The 16808-nt window shown below is 56.0% G+C and carries 9 protein-coding genes; 4 read left to right on the top strand and 5 right to left on the bottom strand.

Features of this window, described 5'->3' with window-relative positions:
• Positions 1–2 precede the first annotated feature (2 nt).
• Positions 3–1778: a DNA repair helicase RadD gene (gene radD, locus STH12_RS08985; protein ID WP_126167233.1), complete on the bottom strand. Its 1776-nt coding sequence runs from the start codon at positions 1776–1778 to the stop codon at positions 3–5.
• Positions 1779–1928: 150 nt separating this feature from the next.
• Positions 1929–3881: an acetate--CoA ligase gene (gene acs / locus STH12_RS08980; protein WP_126167232.1), complete on the bottom strand. Its 1953-nt coding sequence runs from the start codon at positions 3879–3881 to the stop codon at positions 1929–1931.
• Between the two features lie 179 nt (positions 3882–4060).
• On the opposite strand from acs, the gene STH12_RS08975 reads away from it, so the two are divergent.
• Positions 4061–7501 (top strand): hybrid sensor histidine kinase/response regulator, encoded by a 3441-nt coding sequence (locus STH12_RS08975; protein WP_126167231.1) that lies wholly within the window; start codon positions 4061–4063, stop codon positions 7499–7501.
• A 95-nt stretch (positions 7502–7596) separates the two neighbouring features.
• Positions 7597–8886: an NAD(P)/FAD-dependent oxidoreductase gene (locus STH12_RS08970; protein WP_126167230.1), complete on the top strand. Its 1290-nt coding sequence runs from the start codon at positions 7597–7599 to the stop codon at positions 8884–8886.
• Between the two features lie 55 nt (positions 8887–8941).
• Here the strand turns inward: STH12_RS08970 and STH12_RS08965 are convergent, their stop codons facing one another.
• The gene (locus STH12_RS08965; RefSeq protein WP_126167229.1) at positions 8942–9604 is read right to left on the bottom strand and encodes a response regulator transcription factor; all 663 of its coding nucleotides are present in this window, start codon (positions 9602–9604) and stop codon (positions 8942–8944) included.
• Positions 9605–9806: 202 nt separating this feature from the next.
• Positions 9807–10232: an acyl-CoA thioesterase gene (locus tag STH12_RS08960; protein WP_126167228.1), complete on the bottom strand. Its 426-nt coding sequence runs from the start codon at positions 10230–10232 to the stop codon at positions 9807–9809.
• 357 nt (positions 10233–10589) lie between these two features.
• Between STH12_RS08960 and STH12_RS08955 the strand changes: the two genes are divergently transcribed.
• Complete coding sequence (locus STH12_RS08955; RefSeq protein ID WP_237158812.1) at positions 10590–13979, top strand: glycosyl hydrolase family 18 protein; 3390 nt, start codon at positions 10590–10592, stop codon at positions 13977–13979.
• A gap of 79 nt (positions 13980–14058) precedes the next feature.
• Complete coding sequence (locus STH12_RS08950; protein WP_126167227.1) at positions 14059–15651, top strand: lytic polysaccharide monooxygenase; 1593 nt, start codon at positions 14059–14061, stop codon at positions 15649–15651.
• A 95-nt stretch (positions 15652–15746) separates the two neighbouring features.
• Here the strand turns inward: STH12_RS08950 and STH12_RS08945 are convergent, their stop codons facing one another.
• The gene (locus STH12_RS08945; RefSeq protein ID WP_126167226.1) at positions 15747–16808 is read right to left on the bottom strand and encodes a 3-deoxy-7-phosphoheptulonate synthase; all 1062 of its coding nucleotides are present in this window, start codon (positions 16806–16808) and stop codon (positions 15747–15749) included.

The raw sequence follows: 16808 nt of genomic DNA, 5'->3' as shown, positions 1-16808 counted from the left end.
GATCAGAGTGCAAAACGTGCGCCCGTCTGATATTTGCCCCGATAATCAAAGAATTTGTCGATAAGTTGCCAGCCAAACTTGGTCTTTTTCAACAGCAGCATGTCCGGGGCACGAAACTTGTCCTTGTCGGCTACGATGGCGCCGGCATCCCTGTATTTGGGCAGCTTAATGCCGGGCGCTCTTTGGTGCCTGAGCAGGAAGGCGGCAAACAGTGCCTTGCGCTGGCCATCGGTCGCCAGTTTAAAGCGCTCGTTAAAGCTGTTGCCATCCATGTCCTGATAGATAATCGTCAGCCCCTCATCGCTCGCTTCAAGCAGCATATCCGCCACTTTGAACAAATGATGGTGCTTGTGGGACAGCACGGCTTTTAAGTGCTTATCTGGGTCCACCAAGGCGGAGTCGCAGCCTCGGCATATTCGGGCAGCGATATCGTTTTCAATGCCGCAGTCAGGGCAGATGCGTGCCCGGTAGCGAAAATCACACTGGTTGCCATCTTCCAGAAGTCCCTGACAGCGGCGCCCGTAATGCTCGACTATGTCGCCGTCAGCATCTGTCTTGCCCCAAAACAGGTTGGCAAAGCCGCAGGCCGGACAAGGCACCTGCACAGGCACACTTTTGCTGTCGGGTCTGGGCTTACCCACTTCGGGGTGGAACAGACTGAAGCCATTGGCGGCGTAATCGAGGATAAGGCACTCGCTTTTGCCGGGAAACAGCCTAAGACCACGGCCTACCATCTGCTGAAACAGACTGACAGACGCGGTGGGGCGCAAAATGGCAATCAGGTCCACATGGGGCGCATCGAAGCCCGTGGTGAGTACAGACACATTGACCAGAAACTGCAGCCGCTCGGCCTTAAAGTCATCGATAATTCGGTCTCGTTCATCGGCCGGGGTATCGGCGGTAATAAGCGCGGCGCTAAGCGGCGGCTCGGCGCCATTTTTCTCAAGCAGTTTCAGCACTTCCTTGGCGTGGCGTACCGTGGCGGCAAAGATAATGATGCCCCGTTTGGCTGACGCCAGGCCAGCTAACTGCTCCACAATCGCGGTGGTGGCACGGCCGCTCTGGTTCAGGACTGCGTTGACTTCAGCCTCTGAATAGTCGGCGTCGTCTTTTGGGATAAGGCTGTCGAAGTTGTACTGGGCTGCAAGGCCATCAAGCAGCCTTGGTGGTGTTAAAAAGCCCCTTTTAATCAATACCCGCATCGGCAAGTCGTAAATGCAGACATCAAAAACGGCTTTGTCTGGATTGCCCACGTGGCCGTGGATGTGGCGCTTATAGATGTAGCCTTCGCCGAGCCGATAGGGGGTGGCGGTAAGGCCCAGCAGCAGTAGCTTGGGGTTATTGGCCTTAAGGGCGGCAAACAGGCTGTGGTACTGGCTGTTGCTGTCGAGGCTCACCCGGTGGCACTCATCGATGATCACCAGTGAAAAGGGCTCGCTGAAGGCCTGCGGATTACGGGCCGCCGATTGGATCCCTGCAATTACGGTTTTACCGCTGCTGTCTTTCTCGCCAAGTCCGGCGGAATAAATGCTGCCTTCGCCTGCCAGCACTGCCACTTTCTCTGCATTTTGTGCCACCAACTCCTTCACGTGGGTCAGCACCAGCACCCGGCCTTTGGCAATGCGGGCAAGCTCTGCAATCACCAGGCTTTTTCCGGCGCCTGTGGGCAACACCAGCACCGCCGAGTCGCGACTGTGACGAAAGTGGTTAAGCGCGGCGTCGATGGCATCTTGCTGATAATCGCGAAGTTGGATTGTGGGCTTAGGCTTGGTCGTCATGGGCGTTGCGTCATGGGACATGGGAGTTGAGCAGACACGGGGTAGGGCGAGTGTAGCAGCAATCGGGGTGTGGCTGAAACCTGGCGAACAGGGACAGATAAAAAAGGCCCCTGAAACAGGGGCCAAACTTGAGGAGAAGACTGAGGTTGGTTAGTCAGCGCGGTTCAAGCGGCTCTCGATAAGGGTGTCGATAACCGATGGATCCGCCAGGGTAGAAGAATCGCCCAGGTTGGTGATTTCGTTTGCCGCAATCTTACGCAGGAAACGGCGCATGATTTTGCCTGAACGGGTCTTTGGCAGACCTGAGGCCCACTGGATAAGATCCGGTGTTGCCAGGGCGCCGATTTCTTTACGCACCCACTGACGCAGCTCCTGACGCAGCTCTTCAGTGGCTTCGGTGCCCTTGGTCAGGGTCACGTAGGCATAGATGCCCTGGCCCTTGATGTCGTGCGGGTAACCCACAACAGCGGCTTCTGCCACCAGATCGTGGGCTACGAGGGCGCTTTCCACTTCAGCGGTGCCGAGGCGGTGGCCGGATACGTTAATCACATCATCCACACGGCCGGTGATCCAGTAGTAACCATCTTCGTCACGGCGGGCACCGTCACCGGTGAAATACATGCCACGGAAGGTTTTGAAGTAGGTCAGCACGAAGCGCTCGTGATCGCCATACACGGTGCGCATCTGCCCAGGCCAGGAGTCCAGCAATACCAGGTTGCCTTCGGTGGCGCCTTCGAGGATGTTGCCTTCGTTGTCAACCAGTGCTGGCTGCACGCCAAAGAAGGGGCGGGTGGCCGAACCGGGTTTGGTGTCGGTAGCGCCGGGCAGTGGGGTGATCAGGATGCCGCCGGTTTCGGTTTGCCACCAGGTGTCCACAATCGGGCAATGCTCGTGACCAATAACTTCGTGGTACCAGCGCCAGGCTTCGGGGTTGATAGGCTCGCCCACCGAACCCATGATGCGCAGTGACTTGCCATCGAAGTTGTCGAAATGCTGCTTGCCTTCGGCCATCAGGGCGCGGATAAGGGTCGGCGCTGTGTAGAGGATGTTAACCTGATGACGGTCGACAATCTCACCCAGACGGGCAGGGCTTGGGTAGTTTGGAATGCCTTCATGGATGAGGATGGTGGCACCATTGGCCAGCGGACCATAAACCATATAGCTGTGGCCGGTGATCCAGCCCACATCGGCGGTACACCAGTACACTTCGCCTGGCTTGTAATCGAACACATATTCGTGGGTCATGGAGGCGTACACCATATAACCACCTGTGGTGTGCAACACGCCCTTGGGGTTACCGGTAGAGCCTGAGGTGTACAGCAAAAACAGTGGATCTTCAGCGCCCATTTCTTCGGCGGGGCAGTCATCAGATACGCTTGCTATCACATCGTGCCACCACACATCCCGGCCTTGCTGCCAGTCGACATTGCCACCGGTGCGCTTAAGCACAATCACGGTTTCCACTGTGGTAACTTCAGGGCGGTTCAGTGCTTCATCGATGTTGCCCTTAAGCGGAATTTTACGGCCGCCACGCACGCCTTCATCGGCGGTTATCAGTACCTTGGATTTGCCATCAATCACGCGGGAAGCGATGGAGTCAGGTGAGAAACCACCAAACACCACTGAGTGGATGGCGCCAATGCGGGCACAGGCCAACATGGCAACTGTGGCTTCAACCACCATGGGCATATAGATGGTTACCACATCGCCTTTTTGCACGCCTTGTGCTTTCAGGGCGTTGGCAAAGCGGCACACTTCACCGTGCAGCTCACGGTAGGTGACTTTGCGCTGTTCGCTGGCATCATCGCCTTCCCAGATGATGGCGATATCATCGCCCTTGGTGGCCAGATGGCGGTCAAGGCAGTTGGCGGATGCGTTCAGGGTGCCATCGTGGAACCATTTGATATACAGATTCTGGTCGTCGTAGGAAGTGTCTTTGACCTGGGTAAATGGCTTTATCCAGTCGATGCGCTTGGCTTGCTCTCCCCAGAAACCCTCAGGGTTGGAAACGGATTCCTGGTACATCTTCTGATATTGTTCGTTGTTTACCAGTGAGTTTTGTGCAATGTCGGCAGGCACTGAGTAGAGAGACTGCGTGCTCATAGGGCTTCCCTTTTTATAATTTGTTGCGTGGCTTCGAGTATGGGCATCGGGCCCGCGTCACACTATTAGACCTTGGTCTAGTTTGTTTTTTTCCTTATTTTTTAGCCTGTTGCGCCTTGTTTGTTGGCTGGATTTCCCGCAGATTTCGAGGCACAATGGGTTAAAAAAATGAGCATACTATGAATCTGACCCTCTTTGTCGCCGTGATTGCGGTTTTTTACGTGTTTCTGTTGTTCCTGCTGGCGTGGGGCGCAGAGCGCTGGTTCAGCGGTGTTACCAAAAAACTGCAAACCTGGATTTATGGCCTGAGTCTGGCGGTGTACTGCTCGTCATGGAGCTTTTTGGGCACTGTGGGGCAATCCGCCGGTGACCTCTGGTCCTTTCTGCCCATCTTCCTCGGACCCATACTGATTTTTACCCTTGGCTTTGGCATGCTGCGCAAAATGGTGGTGGTGTCCAAGGCGCAAAATATCACCTCGGTGGCCGACTTTATTGCCGCCCGCTACGGCAAATCCCAGGTACTTGCGGCACTGGTTACCCTGATAGCCCTCTTTGGCATCATGCCCTATATCGCGCTGCAGCTGAAAGCCATGGTGGCGTCGCTCAATTTGTTCCAGCCAGAGGGCAAGCCCCTTGATGGGATAAGTGTGGCGCTGATCATCTCCGTGGTGCTGGCGGTGTTTGCCATCCTGTTTGGTACCCGCAAACTCGATGCCACCGAACACAACCCGGGGATGATGCTCGCCATTGCCTTTGAATCTTTGGTGAAAATTGCCGCCTTTCTGTTAGTGGGCATTGTCATCAGTTTTGGGGTGTTTGGCGGCTTTGGCGATATTTGGGATCAGGCGCTGTCGGCCAATCTGATTGAGCATCCCAAGCTCAGGCTCGAAACCATACTGCCGGATTTGGTGGTGGGGATTGCGGCCTTTTTGTGTATGCCGCGCCAGTTCCACGTGATGGTGGTGGAGTGTGCCAGCGAAAAGACCCTGAGCCGGGGCCGCTGGATTTTCCCGATTTATATTGCCCTGTTTGGTCTCTTTGTGGCGCCACTTGCACTGTCCGGCAAGTTGCTGCTGGGCGACAGCGTGCCAGCCGATACCTATGTCATCAATATGCCGCTGTTTATCGGCGCCGACTGGCTGGCTGTGGTGGCGCTGCTTGGAACCCTCTCGGCCGCGACCGGCATGGTGATAGTGGCGGTGGTGACCATTTCCATCATGGTCAGCAACGAGTGGCTGGTGCCGCTGATGCTTAGAGGCGGTCGCATCCGCGAAAAGAACTTTGCGCAGTTTTCGCAGTTTCTCTTGAACGCCCGTCGTCTGGCCATTGTGCTTATTCTTGGCATTGGTTATTTGTCGTTTTTGTATCTGGCCGACAGCGACTCGCTGGCGCATCTGGGGATGCTGGCGTTTGGCGCTTTTGCCCAGCTGGCACCGGCCCTGGTCGGCGGCCTTTACTGGAAACACGGTAACCGCGGTGGGGTGTTTCTCGGCCTTGGCGCCGGTTTTGGCTTGTGGATTTGGGTGCTGCTGCAAGGTGCAGGCGAGCGTCTTGCCAGCGCCGGACTGTCCGATGTCTGGCTGCTGTCCTATATCAGCCCCAATGTGAGCGATACCCTGCTGGCGCTGATGGTCAACACCATGTTTTACATTCTGGGCTCGCTGTGGTTTCGCGCCGGGGTGGTGGAACGTATTCAGGCGAGCAGCTTCGTCTCCCCCGGTGAGCTTAAGGGCGCCGGCGGCCGCAAAACCGGGCCTATCTCGCAGCAGGAGCTGCTGATCCTTGCCAGCCGCTTTGTCAGCCCCACCCGTGCCTATCAAAGTTTCAGTCGCTTCTCGGCGGAGGCGGTGAACCACGAAAGCTGGAATAAGGCCGCAAGCCCTGAGCTGATTGCCCATGCAGAACACATGCTCTCTGGGGTGCTTGGCGCTTCCAGTGCCGCGCTGGTGCTCGATTCGGTGATTGCCGGGCGGGATCTGGCCCTCGACGAAGTGCTCTCTTTAGTGGATGAAGCCTCCTCCAAGGTGATGTTGAGTCAGGAGATTTTGCGCGGCGCCATCGAGCATGCCTACGAGGGCATCAGCGTTGTCGATAAGGATCTGAATCTGGTTGCCTGGAACGCCCGTTACAGCGAGCTCTATCAGTACCCGGAAGACTTTTTACAGGCTGGCATGCCCATCAGTGAAGTGGTGCGCTTTAATGCCGCCCGCGGCTATTGCGGTGTCGGCGACATAGAAGATCAGGTGGAGCGGCGGGTGCAGCATATGCGAGATGGCACGCCTCACACCTCGGAGCGGGAGCGCAGCGACGGCAAGGTCATCAAAATTCAGGGTAACCCCATGCCCGATGGCGGTTTTGTGATGACCTTTACCGACATTACCCAGTACCGGGCTCAGGAGCGGGCGCTCAAGGATGCCAACGAGACCCTGGAGTCGCGGGTAAAAGAGCGCACCTACGAGCTTGCCATGCTCAACAGCCAGCTGCTGGAAGCCAAGGCCCAGGAAGAAATGGCCAACGCCTCAAAGAGCCGTTTCCTTGCCGCCGTGGGCCACGACCTGATGCAGCCGCTCAATGCCGCAAGGCTCTTTACCGCGTCGCTCTCCCAGTACACCAACCTCGATGACGAGGCGCGCACCACCCTATCCCACGTTAACAGCTCGCTGAAAATTGCCGGAGAGCTGCTTACCGATCTTTTGGACATTTCCAAGCTGGATTCCGGGATGGTGGAAGTAAACCGGCGCGACTTTTCAGTGTCGGAAATTCTTTCGGGGCTCGCGGTGGAGTTCGATGCCATGGGCAAGGACAATCAAATCCGCTTCACCATGGTATCGTCCAGCGCCACGGTCAACTCTGATCCGGCGCTGCTGAGAAGGGTGCTGCAAAACTTTCTCACCAATGCCTACCGCTATGCCCGCGGTGGCCGGGTGCTGCTGGGTTGTCGTCATCGTCCGGGTGAGCTTGAAATTCAGGTGCTGGACACCGGCTGTGGCATAGATGAAACCGAGCTGCATGAAATTTTTAAAGAATTCAAACGTCTCGCCAATCCGCAAAGCAAGGGTGTGAGTGGCCTGGGGCTGGGGCTTGCCATTGCCGATCGTATCAGCAAGGTACTGGGCCATGATATCAAGGTGGCTTCTGTGCTGGGGCGTGGCTCGGTGTTTTCTATCTGCGTGCCCCTTGGGAAAACTATCTCGACTCCGATGCCTGCCCGCCGCCCCGCGGTATTGCAGCCGCTGGCTGGGGTAAAGGTGCTTTGTATCGATAACGAAGAAGCCATTCTTGCCGGCCTTGAAAGCCTTCTCAGACGCTGGCAGTGCGAGGTGATTTGTGCCCGTGACCTTGGCGATGCCCGTATCAAGCTTGGTCTGAAGGGCGTTGCCCCCGACATAGTGCTGGCCGATTACCATCTGGACGATGGCCAGAATGGGGTGGATGCCATGGACGGTATTCGTTCGCTCTATGGCGAGCATTTGCCGGGGATCCTCATTACCGCCAACACCCGCAAGGATCTGGTGGAGGATGTGCAGCGCCGCGGTTATCACTACATGGCCAAGATGGTTAAACCCGCCGCGTTGAGGGCATTGATCTCCAGCCTGGTGAAGTCTTCCTCTGTTGCATAAATTAAGCGGGGTGAACAAAATCTTGTTCACCCCATTGACCCATCGTTGCATATATCGTTAACATCCGTAAAAAATAAAAAACAACGGAGTTTTCCATGCAAGCTCGCTGCGGTTCTTACTACAACGCCACCATCAAGCAGGAAACCGATTATCCGCCGCTTGCGGGGGATATTCAGGCCGATGTGGCCATTATCGGTGGCGGTTTTACCGGTGTGAACACAGCGCTGGAGCTGGCCGAACGCGGTTACAGCGTGGTCTTGCTGGAAGCCAATAAAATCGCCTGGGGCGCGACCGGTCGAAACGGCGGTCAGGTCACAGGTTCATTATCGGGCGACAACGCCATGACCAAACAGCTCAGAAACCGCATAGGCTTGGAAGCCGAAGACTATGTATGGGCACTGCGCTGGCGCGGTCATGACATCATCAAAAACAGGGTGGCCAAGTACAATATCGATTGTGATTTGCGCTTTGGCCACCTGCATACCGCCTTTAAACCAGCCCACATGGATGAGCTTAAATCCATGCTGGATGAAGCCGAGCGCCGGGGTATGGGCGATTTGGTGTCGCTGGTGCAAAAGGACGAGATGCCGCAGTATCTCGAATCGCCGCTGTATCACGGCGGTTTGCTCAACAAAAAGAACATGCATCTGCACTCAGTCAACCTCTGTATTGGTGAGGCGAGGGCGGCTGAAAGCCTGGGAGTACGGATTTTTGAAGGCAGCCAGGTGCTGGATATCGTGGATGGCCCCCGGCCAGTGGTGAAAACTGCCTTCGGCAGCGTGACTGCCGACAAGGTGATGATTGCCGGTAACGCCTATCACAAGCTGGGACGCCCACGTCTGAAGGGGATGCTGTTTCCGGCCTCCCTTGGCAACTGTGCCACTGTGCAGTTGTCTGACGAGGTCGCCAGGGCCATCAATCCCCATAACCTGGCAGTGTACGATTGCCGTTTTGTGCTTGATTATTATCGTCTTACCGCTGATAACCGCTTGATGTTCGGTGGCGGTACCAACTACAGCGGTCGCGATCCCAAAAACGTGGCCGAAGAGCTGCGCCCCGCCATCGAGCGCACCTTCCCGCGTCTCAAAGGGGTTGAGATTGAATTTGCCTGGGCCGGTATGGCCGGAATTGTGATTAACCGCATTCCTCAGCTTGGCAAGGTCTCTGAATATGTTTACTACTGCCAGGGCTATTCAGGCCACGGGGTGGCGACAAGCCACATTATGTCGGAAATCATGGCCAAGGCCATCGATGGCGATCTGCGGGAGTTTGGCCTGTTCGCCGGCATGAAACACTGGCGCATTCCGCTCAACGAATGGTTTGGTAATCAGGCGCTTGCGGTAGGGATGTTGTATTATCAGCTGCGGGAAAGCCTGCGTGGCTGACGTGAATTGAAAAAGGCCGCATGATGCGGCCTTTTGATGTTTTGCAAAGGTGTGATTAACCCAAATCGACTTTATCCATTTCCAGTTGCTGCAGCGCAATCACCGCCTGGGTGCGGTTTCTCACGCCAAGCTTACGGAAAATCGCAGTGGCGTGGGCCTTGATGGTGGCCTCGGATACCCCCAAATCATAGGCGATTTGTTTATTGAGCAGACCTTCGGCAAACATCTGCAATACCCGGTATTGCTGCGGGGTCAGATCCGCAAGCTTGCCTGCCATCTGATCGGTGCCATCTTCCTCAATTTTGATGATCTCAACCCCTGACGGCAGCCAGATATCACCGTAAAGCACGGCGCTCATGGCTTCGGTGAGGGTTTCCATCGAGGCAGATTTGGGGATAAAACCGGCGCTGCCGTAATGGATGGCACGGCTGATGGTCTGCGCATCTTCGTGGGCTGAAATTACCACCACCGGGATATCGGGGTAGTGGGAGCGAAGATGGATGAGGGTGGAATAACCGTGGGAGCCGGGCATCTGCAAATCGAGCAGCACCAAGTCGTACTCGGCATCGGTGTTATCCAGTACCTGCTGCAATGCATCTGCACTGTCGGCCTCAAACCAACGGGTATCGGCAAAGGCACTGGACAAGGCTTGTCTCAGAGCGTTGCGAAACAATGGGTGATCATCGGCAATGATGATATTGAGATTCTCGAGCTTCATGTTGTTGCAGGGTTCTTATTGTTCTTGAATGTGCAATGAACCAATGTAACAGAAAAAACCAGCAGGATCCTACGGATTTATCCTGGGTAAATACTTTAAATCCTTAGAATTTCTATCAGCCTAGACTAAAGTATAATCCGCAGTTTGTGTGAAAGGTTGGTGTAATTTTGGCCAATCACACCAGCTGGCAGAAGAATTTTGGTCAGTCGTGCTGCCACACCTGGGTGGGCTTTCGGTTTTCATCCACGGCAACAAAGGTAAACACGCCGCGAATGGCATGTTCTCTTTTGTCCTGATACATGTCTTCGACAAAAATGTTCACTTCCACCTTCAAACTGGTGTTGCCGACGTGGATAACCCGGGCAATTAGTTCCGCCAAACTGCCGGCCGGAATCGCCTTGTTGAAATCGATTCTGTCGGAACTCACGGTTACCAGTGGTTTACGGCAAAAGCGGGTGGCGGCGATAAAGGCGGTTTCATCCATCCAGGCCAGGGCTTCGCCACCGAACAGGGTGTTGTGGTGGTTGGTATTGGAGGGGAAAACCGCTTTGATTACACGGGCTTCCGATGAATCAATACGGCGGGCAATGGCCTCAGGAAACTGGGGCAGGGTATCAGTCAGTGGCATACGGCAACCTTGTGGTTATGCAGACAAATCTGGTGTTTAGTTGAAAGGCGCGCAGTATACGATTTTCGGCTGATCTCTGCCATTGCTTAAAGCGTACGCTATATTCATAAGCGCTAATTTTGTAGCAAAACTGCAACTCTGTTTCAAAAATAATCCCTTTTTAATTCAGTTAGATCGAATATGTTGGTATAAAATGTAATCAAATTTCATATTCAGGTAGTTAACTTTTGGGAATTTCGCGGCTAAGTTAAAAATACCGATGCTGTCCTCGAAGCAATTCGGCCGCTTACCCGCTTTGCCGGGGTTCGGAAAAGCTAAAAGCTAATTAAATTAATAAAATAAATTGAGGTCCTGAGTATGAAACAACCCCCCTACAGCGGGCGCCCCATGGGCGTGAACCGCTTGGCTTTGTGTACCGCTTTGGCGCTGTCGGGCGCATTTGCCCAGCAAGCCTTCGCCGCAGACTGCCAGGGCGTTGCCCCCTGGGCTGCCCAAACCATCTATGCAACCACCACCCAGGTGACCCACCAGAACACCCTGTTCCGGAACAAGTGGTGGACCCAAAACGAAGACCCATCGCTATCCGGCGACTGGGGCGTTTGGAAAAACCTCGGCGCCTGTGAAGGCAGCAATCAGGCGCCTGATGTGACCATCAGCTCACCGATGGCGGGTGCACAGTACAATCTGGGCGACCAGCTATTGCTGGAAGCCAGTGCCTCCGATGCCGATGGTCAGGTAGTCAGCCTTGAGTGGTTTGCCAATGGCGCGGCCATCAGCTCTCCCTGGTCAGTTGATAAAACCGGCAGCGTAGTGATTGTGGCCAAAGCCACCGATGACAAGGGCGCAGCCACCGAGGCCAATGTACAAATTCTGGTGGTGAATGCCAATAATTTACCGCCCCAGACCGCAATTTCTGCACCTCAAAATGACAGCGTTGTCACTGCGGGTGATAGTGTATCCGTGACCGTGGACGCCAGCGATTCTGACAGTAACGATGCCGTTGCCTCGGTGGAACTCTGGGTTAACGGCAGCAAGTTTGCTACCGACTCTGCCGCGCCCTGGGCCTTTAACTGGTCGCCGCAGACTGCAGGCAGCTATCGTCTTGAAAGCCGTGCTTTCGATGGCAGCGGCGCAGAAGGGCGCTCGGCCGAGGTCAGCGTTACCGTCAAGGCCGCCAATCAGGCGCCGGTGGTGAGTCTTACTCAGCCCACGGCGGGCTTCACCCTCGCCAGTGGTGGCAGTCTCAGTATCAGCGCCGATGCCAGTGATGCCGATGGCAGCGTTGCCTCGGTCAGTTTTTATGCCAATGGCAGCCTTGTCGGCGTTGATGACAGTGTGCCGTTCGAATTCAGTTTCACGCCGGCCGATGGCAGCCTGAGCCTGCAGGCGCGTGCGCTGGACGACCAGGGGCTTGAAAGCAGCTCTGCAGCCGTTAGCGGTTATGTGGGTGAGATGCCAAGCGATCATGAGGCGTGTCGCCCCGATGGCCTGGTGGGCAACTCGCTTTACTGCCTGGTGTACGACGAACAAGGCCGCGAGAAAATGGGCTCTGACCATGCCCGCCGTGTTATCGGTTATTTCACTTCCTGGCGCACAGGCAAAAATGGTCAACCATCGTACCTGGCCAAGGACATCCCCTGGGACAAGATCACCCACATCAACTACGCCTTTGCCCATGTGGATGCCAACAACAAGGTGTCTATCGGCAACCCGCAGGCGGCCGATAACGCGGCCATCAACATGACCTGGCCTGGCGTTGCCGGTGCCGAAATGGACCCGGGCTTCAGCTATTCCGGCCACTTTAACCTGCTGAATAAGTTCAAGAAGCAGCACCCAGATGTGAAAACGCTGATTTCCATCGGTGGCTGGGCCGAAACCGGTGGTTATTTCGATGACAACGGCAATCGGGTCGCCAGCGGTGGTTTCTATGAAATGACCAAGACCCAGGCCGGAATCGACACCTTTGCCGATTCCGTGGTGGCCTTCCTGCGCAGCTATGGTTTTGATGGCGCCGACATCGACTACGAGTACGCCAGCTCCATGGGCAAGGCGGGTAACCCGGATGACTTCTGGATTTCCGAACCTCTGCGTGGCTCACTGTTCAAGCAGTACGATGCGCTGATGAAGACCCTGCGTGAGAAGCTGGATGCGGCTGGTCGTGAAGATGGCAAGCACTATATGCTGACCGTGGCGGCACCTGCGTCAGGCTATTTGCTGCGCGGTATGGAAGCCTACCAGATGACCAAATATCTGGATTACGTCAACATCATGAGCTACGACCTGCACGGTGCCTGGAACGACTTCGTCGGCCATAATGCCGCGCTGTTCGATACAGGTCTCGATGCTGAGCTGGCGCACTGGGATGTGTACAGCACTGCGCAATACGGCGGTATTGGTTACCTCAACACCGATTGGGCCTATCACTACTTCCGCGGCTCACTGCCATCGGGCCGTATCAACATAGGTCTGCCTTACTACACCCGCGGCTGGCAGGGCGTGAATGGCGGTAACAACGGTCTGTGGGGACTGGCTCCTGCGCCGGATCAGAATGCCTGCCCGGCAGGTACCGGCGAAGGCACCGCCAACTGCGGTTATGGCGCCGAAGGTATTGATAACCTGTGGCACGATCTGGATGTGAACGGCAATGAAGTGTTTGCAGGCTCCAACCCCATGTGGCATGCCAAGAACCTCGAAGCTGGCGTGGTGCCATCGTATCTGGCCGACTATGGTTTGGATCCGCTGAACAACCCGGCCGATAAGCTTTCCGGCAACTATCAGCGTCATTACGATGCAGTCGCGGTAGCGCCCTGGCTGTGGAATGCTGACAAGAAGGTGTTTATCTCCACCGAAGATGAAGAGTCCATGCGCGCCAAGGTGCAGTATGTGGTGGATAAGGGCATCGGCGGCGTGATGTTCTGGGAACTGGCGGGTGACTACAGCTGGTATCCAGAGCGCAATGGCGGCAGCGGTGAGTTCTTTATGGGCGACACTCTGACCAGCATCGCCTACAACGCCTTTGCCAGCGCTGCGCCTTACGGCAACAAGGTCGCCTCCGGCGAGATGCCAACGTCAACCCTGGCGCTGTCCGCCTCTCTTGGCGGCTTTAAAGAAGGGGATAACAACTATCCCATCACCCCAACCCTGACCATCAGCAACAACAGCAGTGTGACCATCCCCGGCGGCGCCGTGTTCGAGTTTGATATCTCAAGCTCTACCTCGTCGCAAATCAGCGATCAGTCGGGTCTGAATCTCACCGTGAAAACCGATGGCTCCAACGCCGCAGGTAACAACATCGGTGGTCTGGAAAATGATTTCCACCGGGTGAAATTTACCTTGCCGGGTTGGCAGAGTCTGGCGCCCGGCGCCTCTCTCGATGGGGTGATTAAGTACTACCTGCCGGTGTCTATGCCGTCCAACTTTACCGTCACCTTTGATGGCAAAACCTATGGTTTTGGCAGCGCCGATTCGGGGAATGGCGATGGCGGAACTCCGCCGGTGGATTGCTCGGTAACGCCAGACGATCCGGCCTGCAACACGCCACCGTCGGACAGCTGTGAGGCCAAAGGCATTGATGCCAGTGCTGTGCCTGCCTATCCCAACTTCCCACAAACCGATTGGGCCGGTAACCCAAGCCATGCTGCGGGCGGCGATCGCATGAAAAATGCCACCGCCGTATTCGTGGCCAAGTGGTGGACCAACACCGAGCCTGGCACTTCTGCCGATTGGGACTTTGTCTGCAACATCTAATCTCACCATAAAGGCGCCCGCGGGCGCCTTTTCCTCATGCCCGACCTGAACAAAGGGCAAAGGATTGGAGGATATATCTATGAATAAACATAAGCTTATCTTGTCGCTTGCCTTGCTTGGTGCAAGTTCACAGGCGCTGGCCCATGGCCTGATGGAATACCCCAAAGCCAGGCAGGAATTTTGTACCGAGCAGGGAGGCTACTGGTGGCCCGATGATGGCAGCGCCATTCCCAATGCCGCCTGCCGCGCGGCCTTTTTGGCATCGGGCACGGTGCAATTTGTACAAAACCATGAGTTTTCCATCAACGTTGCCGATTTTCGTAATATGGATGCCGTCAAAGCGGCCATTCCCGACGGCAAGCTGTGCGCCGCGGCTGACCATGCCAAACGCGGTATGGATGTGGTGTCGCGCGATTGGCAACGTACGGCAATGACGGTGGATGCCGATGGCACAGTGGAGCTGCTGTTTGCCGCTCACACGCCCCACAATCCCAGCTTCTGGCAGTTTTATTTATCGACCCCGGATTACGATGCGGCCACTGAGGCGCTGAGCTGGGGCAAGCTTGAGCTGATTGCCGAGCTTGGCGATCAGCCCATTAGCCTGATTGGCGATAAAAAGTATTATCGGATGCGGATTGCTATTCCGGCGGGGCGCAGCGGCGAGGCCACCTTGTACACCCGTTGGCAGCGCGACGATGCCGCAGGCGAGGGCTTCTATAACTGCTCAGATATAGTGCTGGATCAGGGGGGCAGCGTGCCTGACTGGCAAACGCTGGGGGCATTTGTGCCATCGGGGCTTAATGTTGCGCCAGGGGATGTGCTCTGGTTCAGGGTGTTTGATGGCGCAGGCGCTGAGAAAGTATTTGAAAAGCGCACTGTCGCCGAAGCCGAACTTGAGGGCGACATATGGGCGAAAAACCTCGCCGCTCAGGTGGGCTCCGCCACCAGTCTGGTGGCCATTGGCGTAAAAGCGCAGGATGGCAGCATCAGTTACCGCGATGTGCTTGGCGACAACAAGGTGTGGACCCGCGAGGCCGGACTTAGCTATCGGCTCGACCTTAAGTCTTCGCCGCCAGCGGTGACGATAAATGGCCTCAAGCCGTCCTACACCCTGCAAAACACAAGTGTTGAGGTGACTTATGAGCTTAATGCCAGCAAGCCGGTGGCAGTGACGCTGCTGCTGGAAAAAGACTCGGCACTCGTCAGTGAAGAGAGCTTGCAGCTTGCCCAGGGCTCGCTTGCCAGAAGTCTTGCTTTGACTGAGGTTGGCAGCTACAGGCTGATGCTGCAAAACCTCGAAACGGGCGGCAAAGAAAGCCGAGATTTTAACGTTATCGCAGCGGATGATTGCAGCGTGTCTGATCCCGATGCGCTCAATCACCCCGCCTGGGCGGCGGCGACTATCTACAACAGTGGCGATAAGGTGAGCTTCAATTCGCTGGTGTGGCGCGCCAATTGGTGGAATCAGGGCAGTGAGCCTTCGGCGTCGAACGGCGCCTGGACCTTGGTCAGTCAGGTGTTGCTGCCCTGGGATGCGGCCATCGCCTACGCCCAGGGTAAGCAGGCAACCTTCAATGGCAAACTTTGGCAGGCCAACTGGTGGACCCAGGGCGAAGCCCCCGGCAGCGGCAGCGCCTGGCAGGATAGGGGGCCGTGGCAATGCGGCCAGTGATGGGCCTTAAGCCGTCAAAAGCTTAGGTGTCACCGCGAAATAAAAAAGCCTCCGTTTGGAGGCTTTTTATCAAACCAGATGGTGCTGGCTTAGGATTACTTTCTCAGCTCGCGGCGCACCCGGGCTGCGGCAGCGAGGCTGCGCAGCAGCGGCTCGGTATCGCCCCAGCTCAGGCAGGCATCGGTAATTGACTTGCCGTAGCAAAGCGGCTGACCTTCCACCACGCTCTGGTTGCCTTCTTCGATAAAGCTTTCGGCCATGATCCCGGCGATGGCGTTGGAACCGGCGCGAATTTGTGCCATCACGTCTTCGGCCACTTCGAGCTGCTTCATGTGCTGCTTCTGGCTGTTGCCGTGGGAGAAGTCAATCACCATGCCGGTGTCGATGCCAGTGGCTTTGAGCTGTTCATGGGCCTTTTGTACATGCTCTTGGGCGTAGTTGGGGTTCTTGCCACCACGCAGAATGATGTGGCCGTAAGGGTTACCGTGGGTGCGGTAAACCGACATATGGCCGTCTTTGTCCGGCGAGTAGAAGATGTGTGGCACCTTGGCGGCGCGCACGGCATCCACGGCAATATTGATATTGCCGTCGGTGCCGTTTTTAAAGCCTACCGGGCAAGACAGTGCCGAGGCCATTTCGCGGTGGATTTGGCTCTCTGTGGTGCGGGCACCGATGGCGCCCCAGGTGATAAGATCCGCGATGTACTGACCGTTCACCATATCCAAAAATTCGGTGGCGATAGGCAGTTTAAGTTCGGTAATTTGCTGCAGCAGATGACGGGCCATACGCAGGCCTTTGTTGGCACTGAAACTACCGTCCAGATCCGGGTCGGAAATCAGGCCTTTCCAGCCAACAATGGTGCGTGGCTTTTCAAAATACACCCGCATCAGGATGCACAAATCGTCTTTCAGTTCGTGGTGCAGTTTCGCCAGGCGTCCGGCGTATTCCAGTGCGGCTTCGGTATCGTGAATAGAGCAGGGGCCGATGATCACCAGAAGGCGTGGATCCTGACCGGTCAGAATGGCTTCTACTTCACGGCGCTGGGCAACCAGATAGTCAGCCGCTTCCTGAGTGAGCGGATATTCGGCCGCCAGTTGCGAAGGTGAAATTACTTTACAAAGAAGGGATGTGCGTAGTTCGTCAGTCTTAATCGTCAT

This window comes from Shewanella khirikhana (genome assembly GCF_003957745.1).
In the GTDB taxonomy this organism is placed as follows: Bacteria; Pseudomonadota; Gammaproteobacteria; order Enterobacterales; family Shewanellaceae; genus Shewanella; species Shewanella khirikhana.
This window is presented reverse-complemented; position numbering and strand designations above follow the sequence as displayed.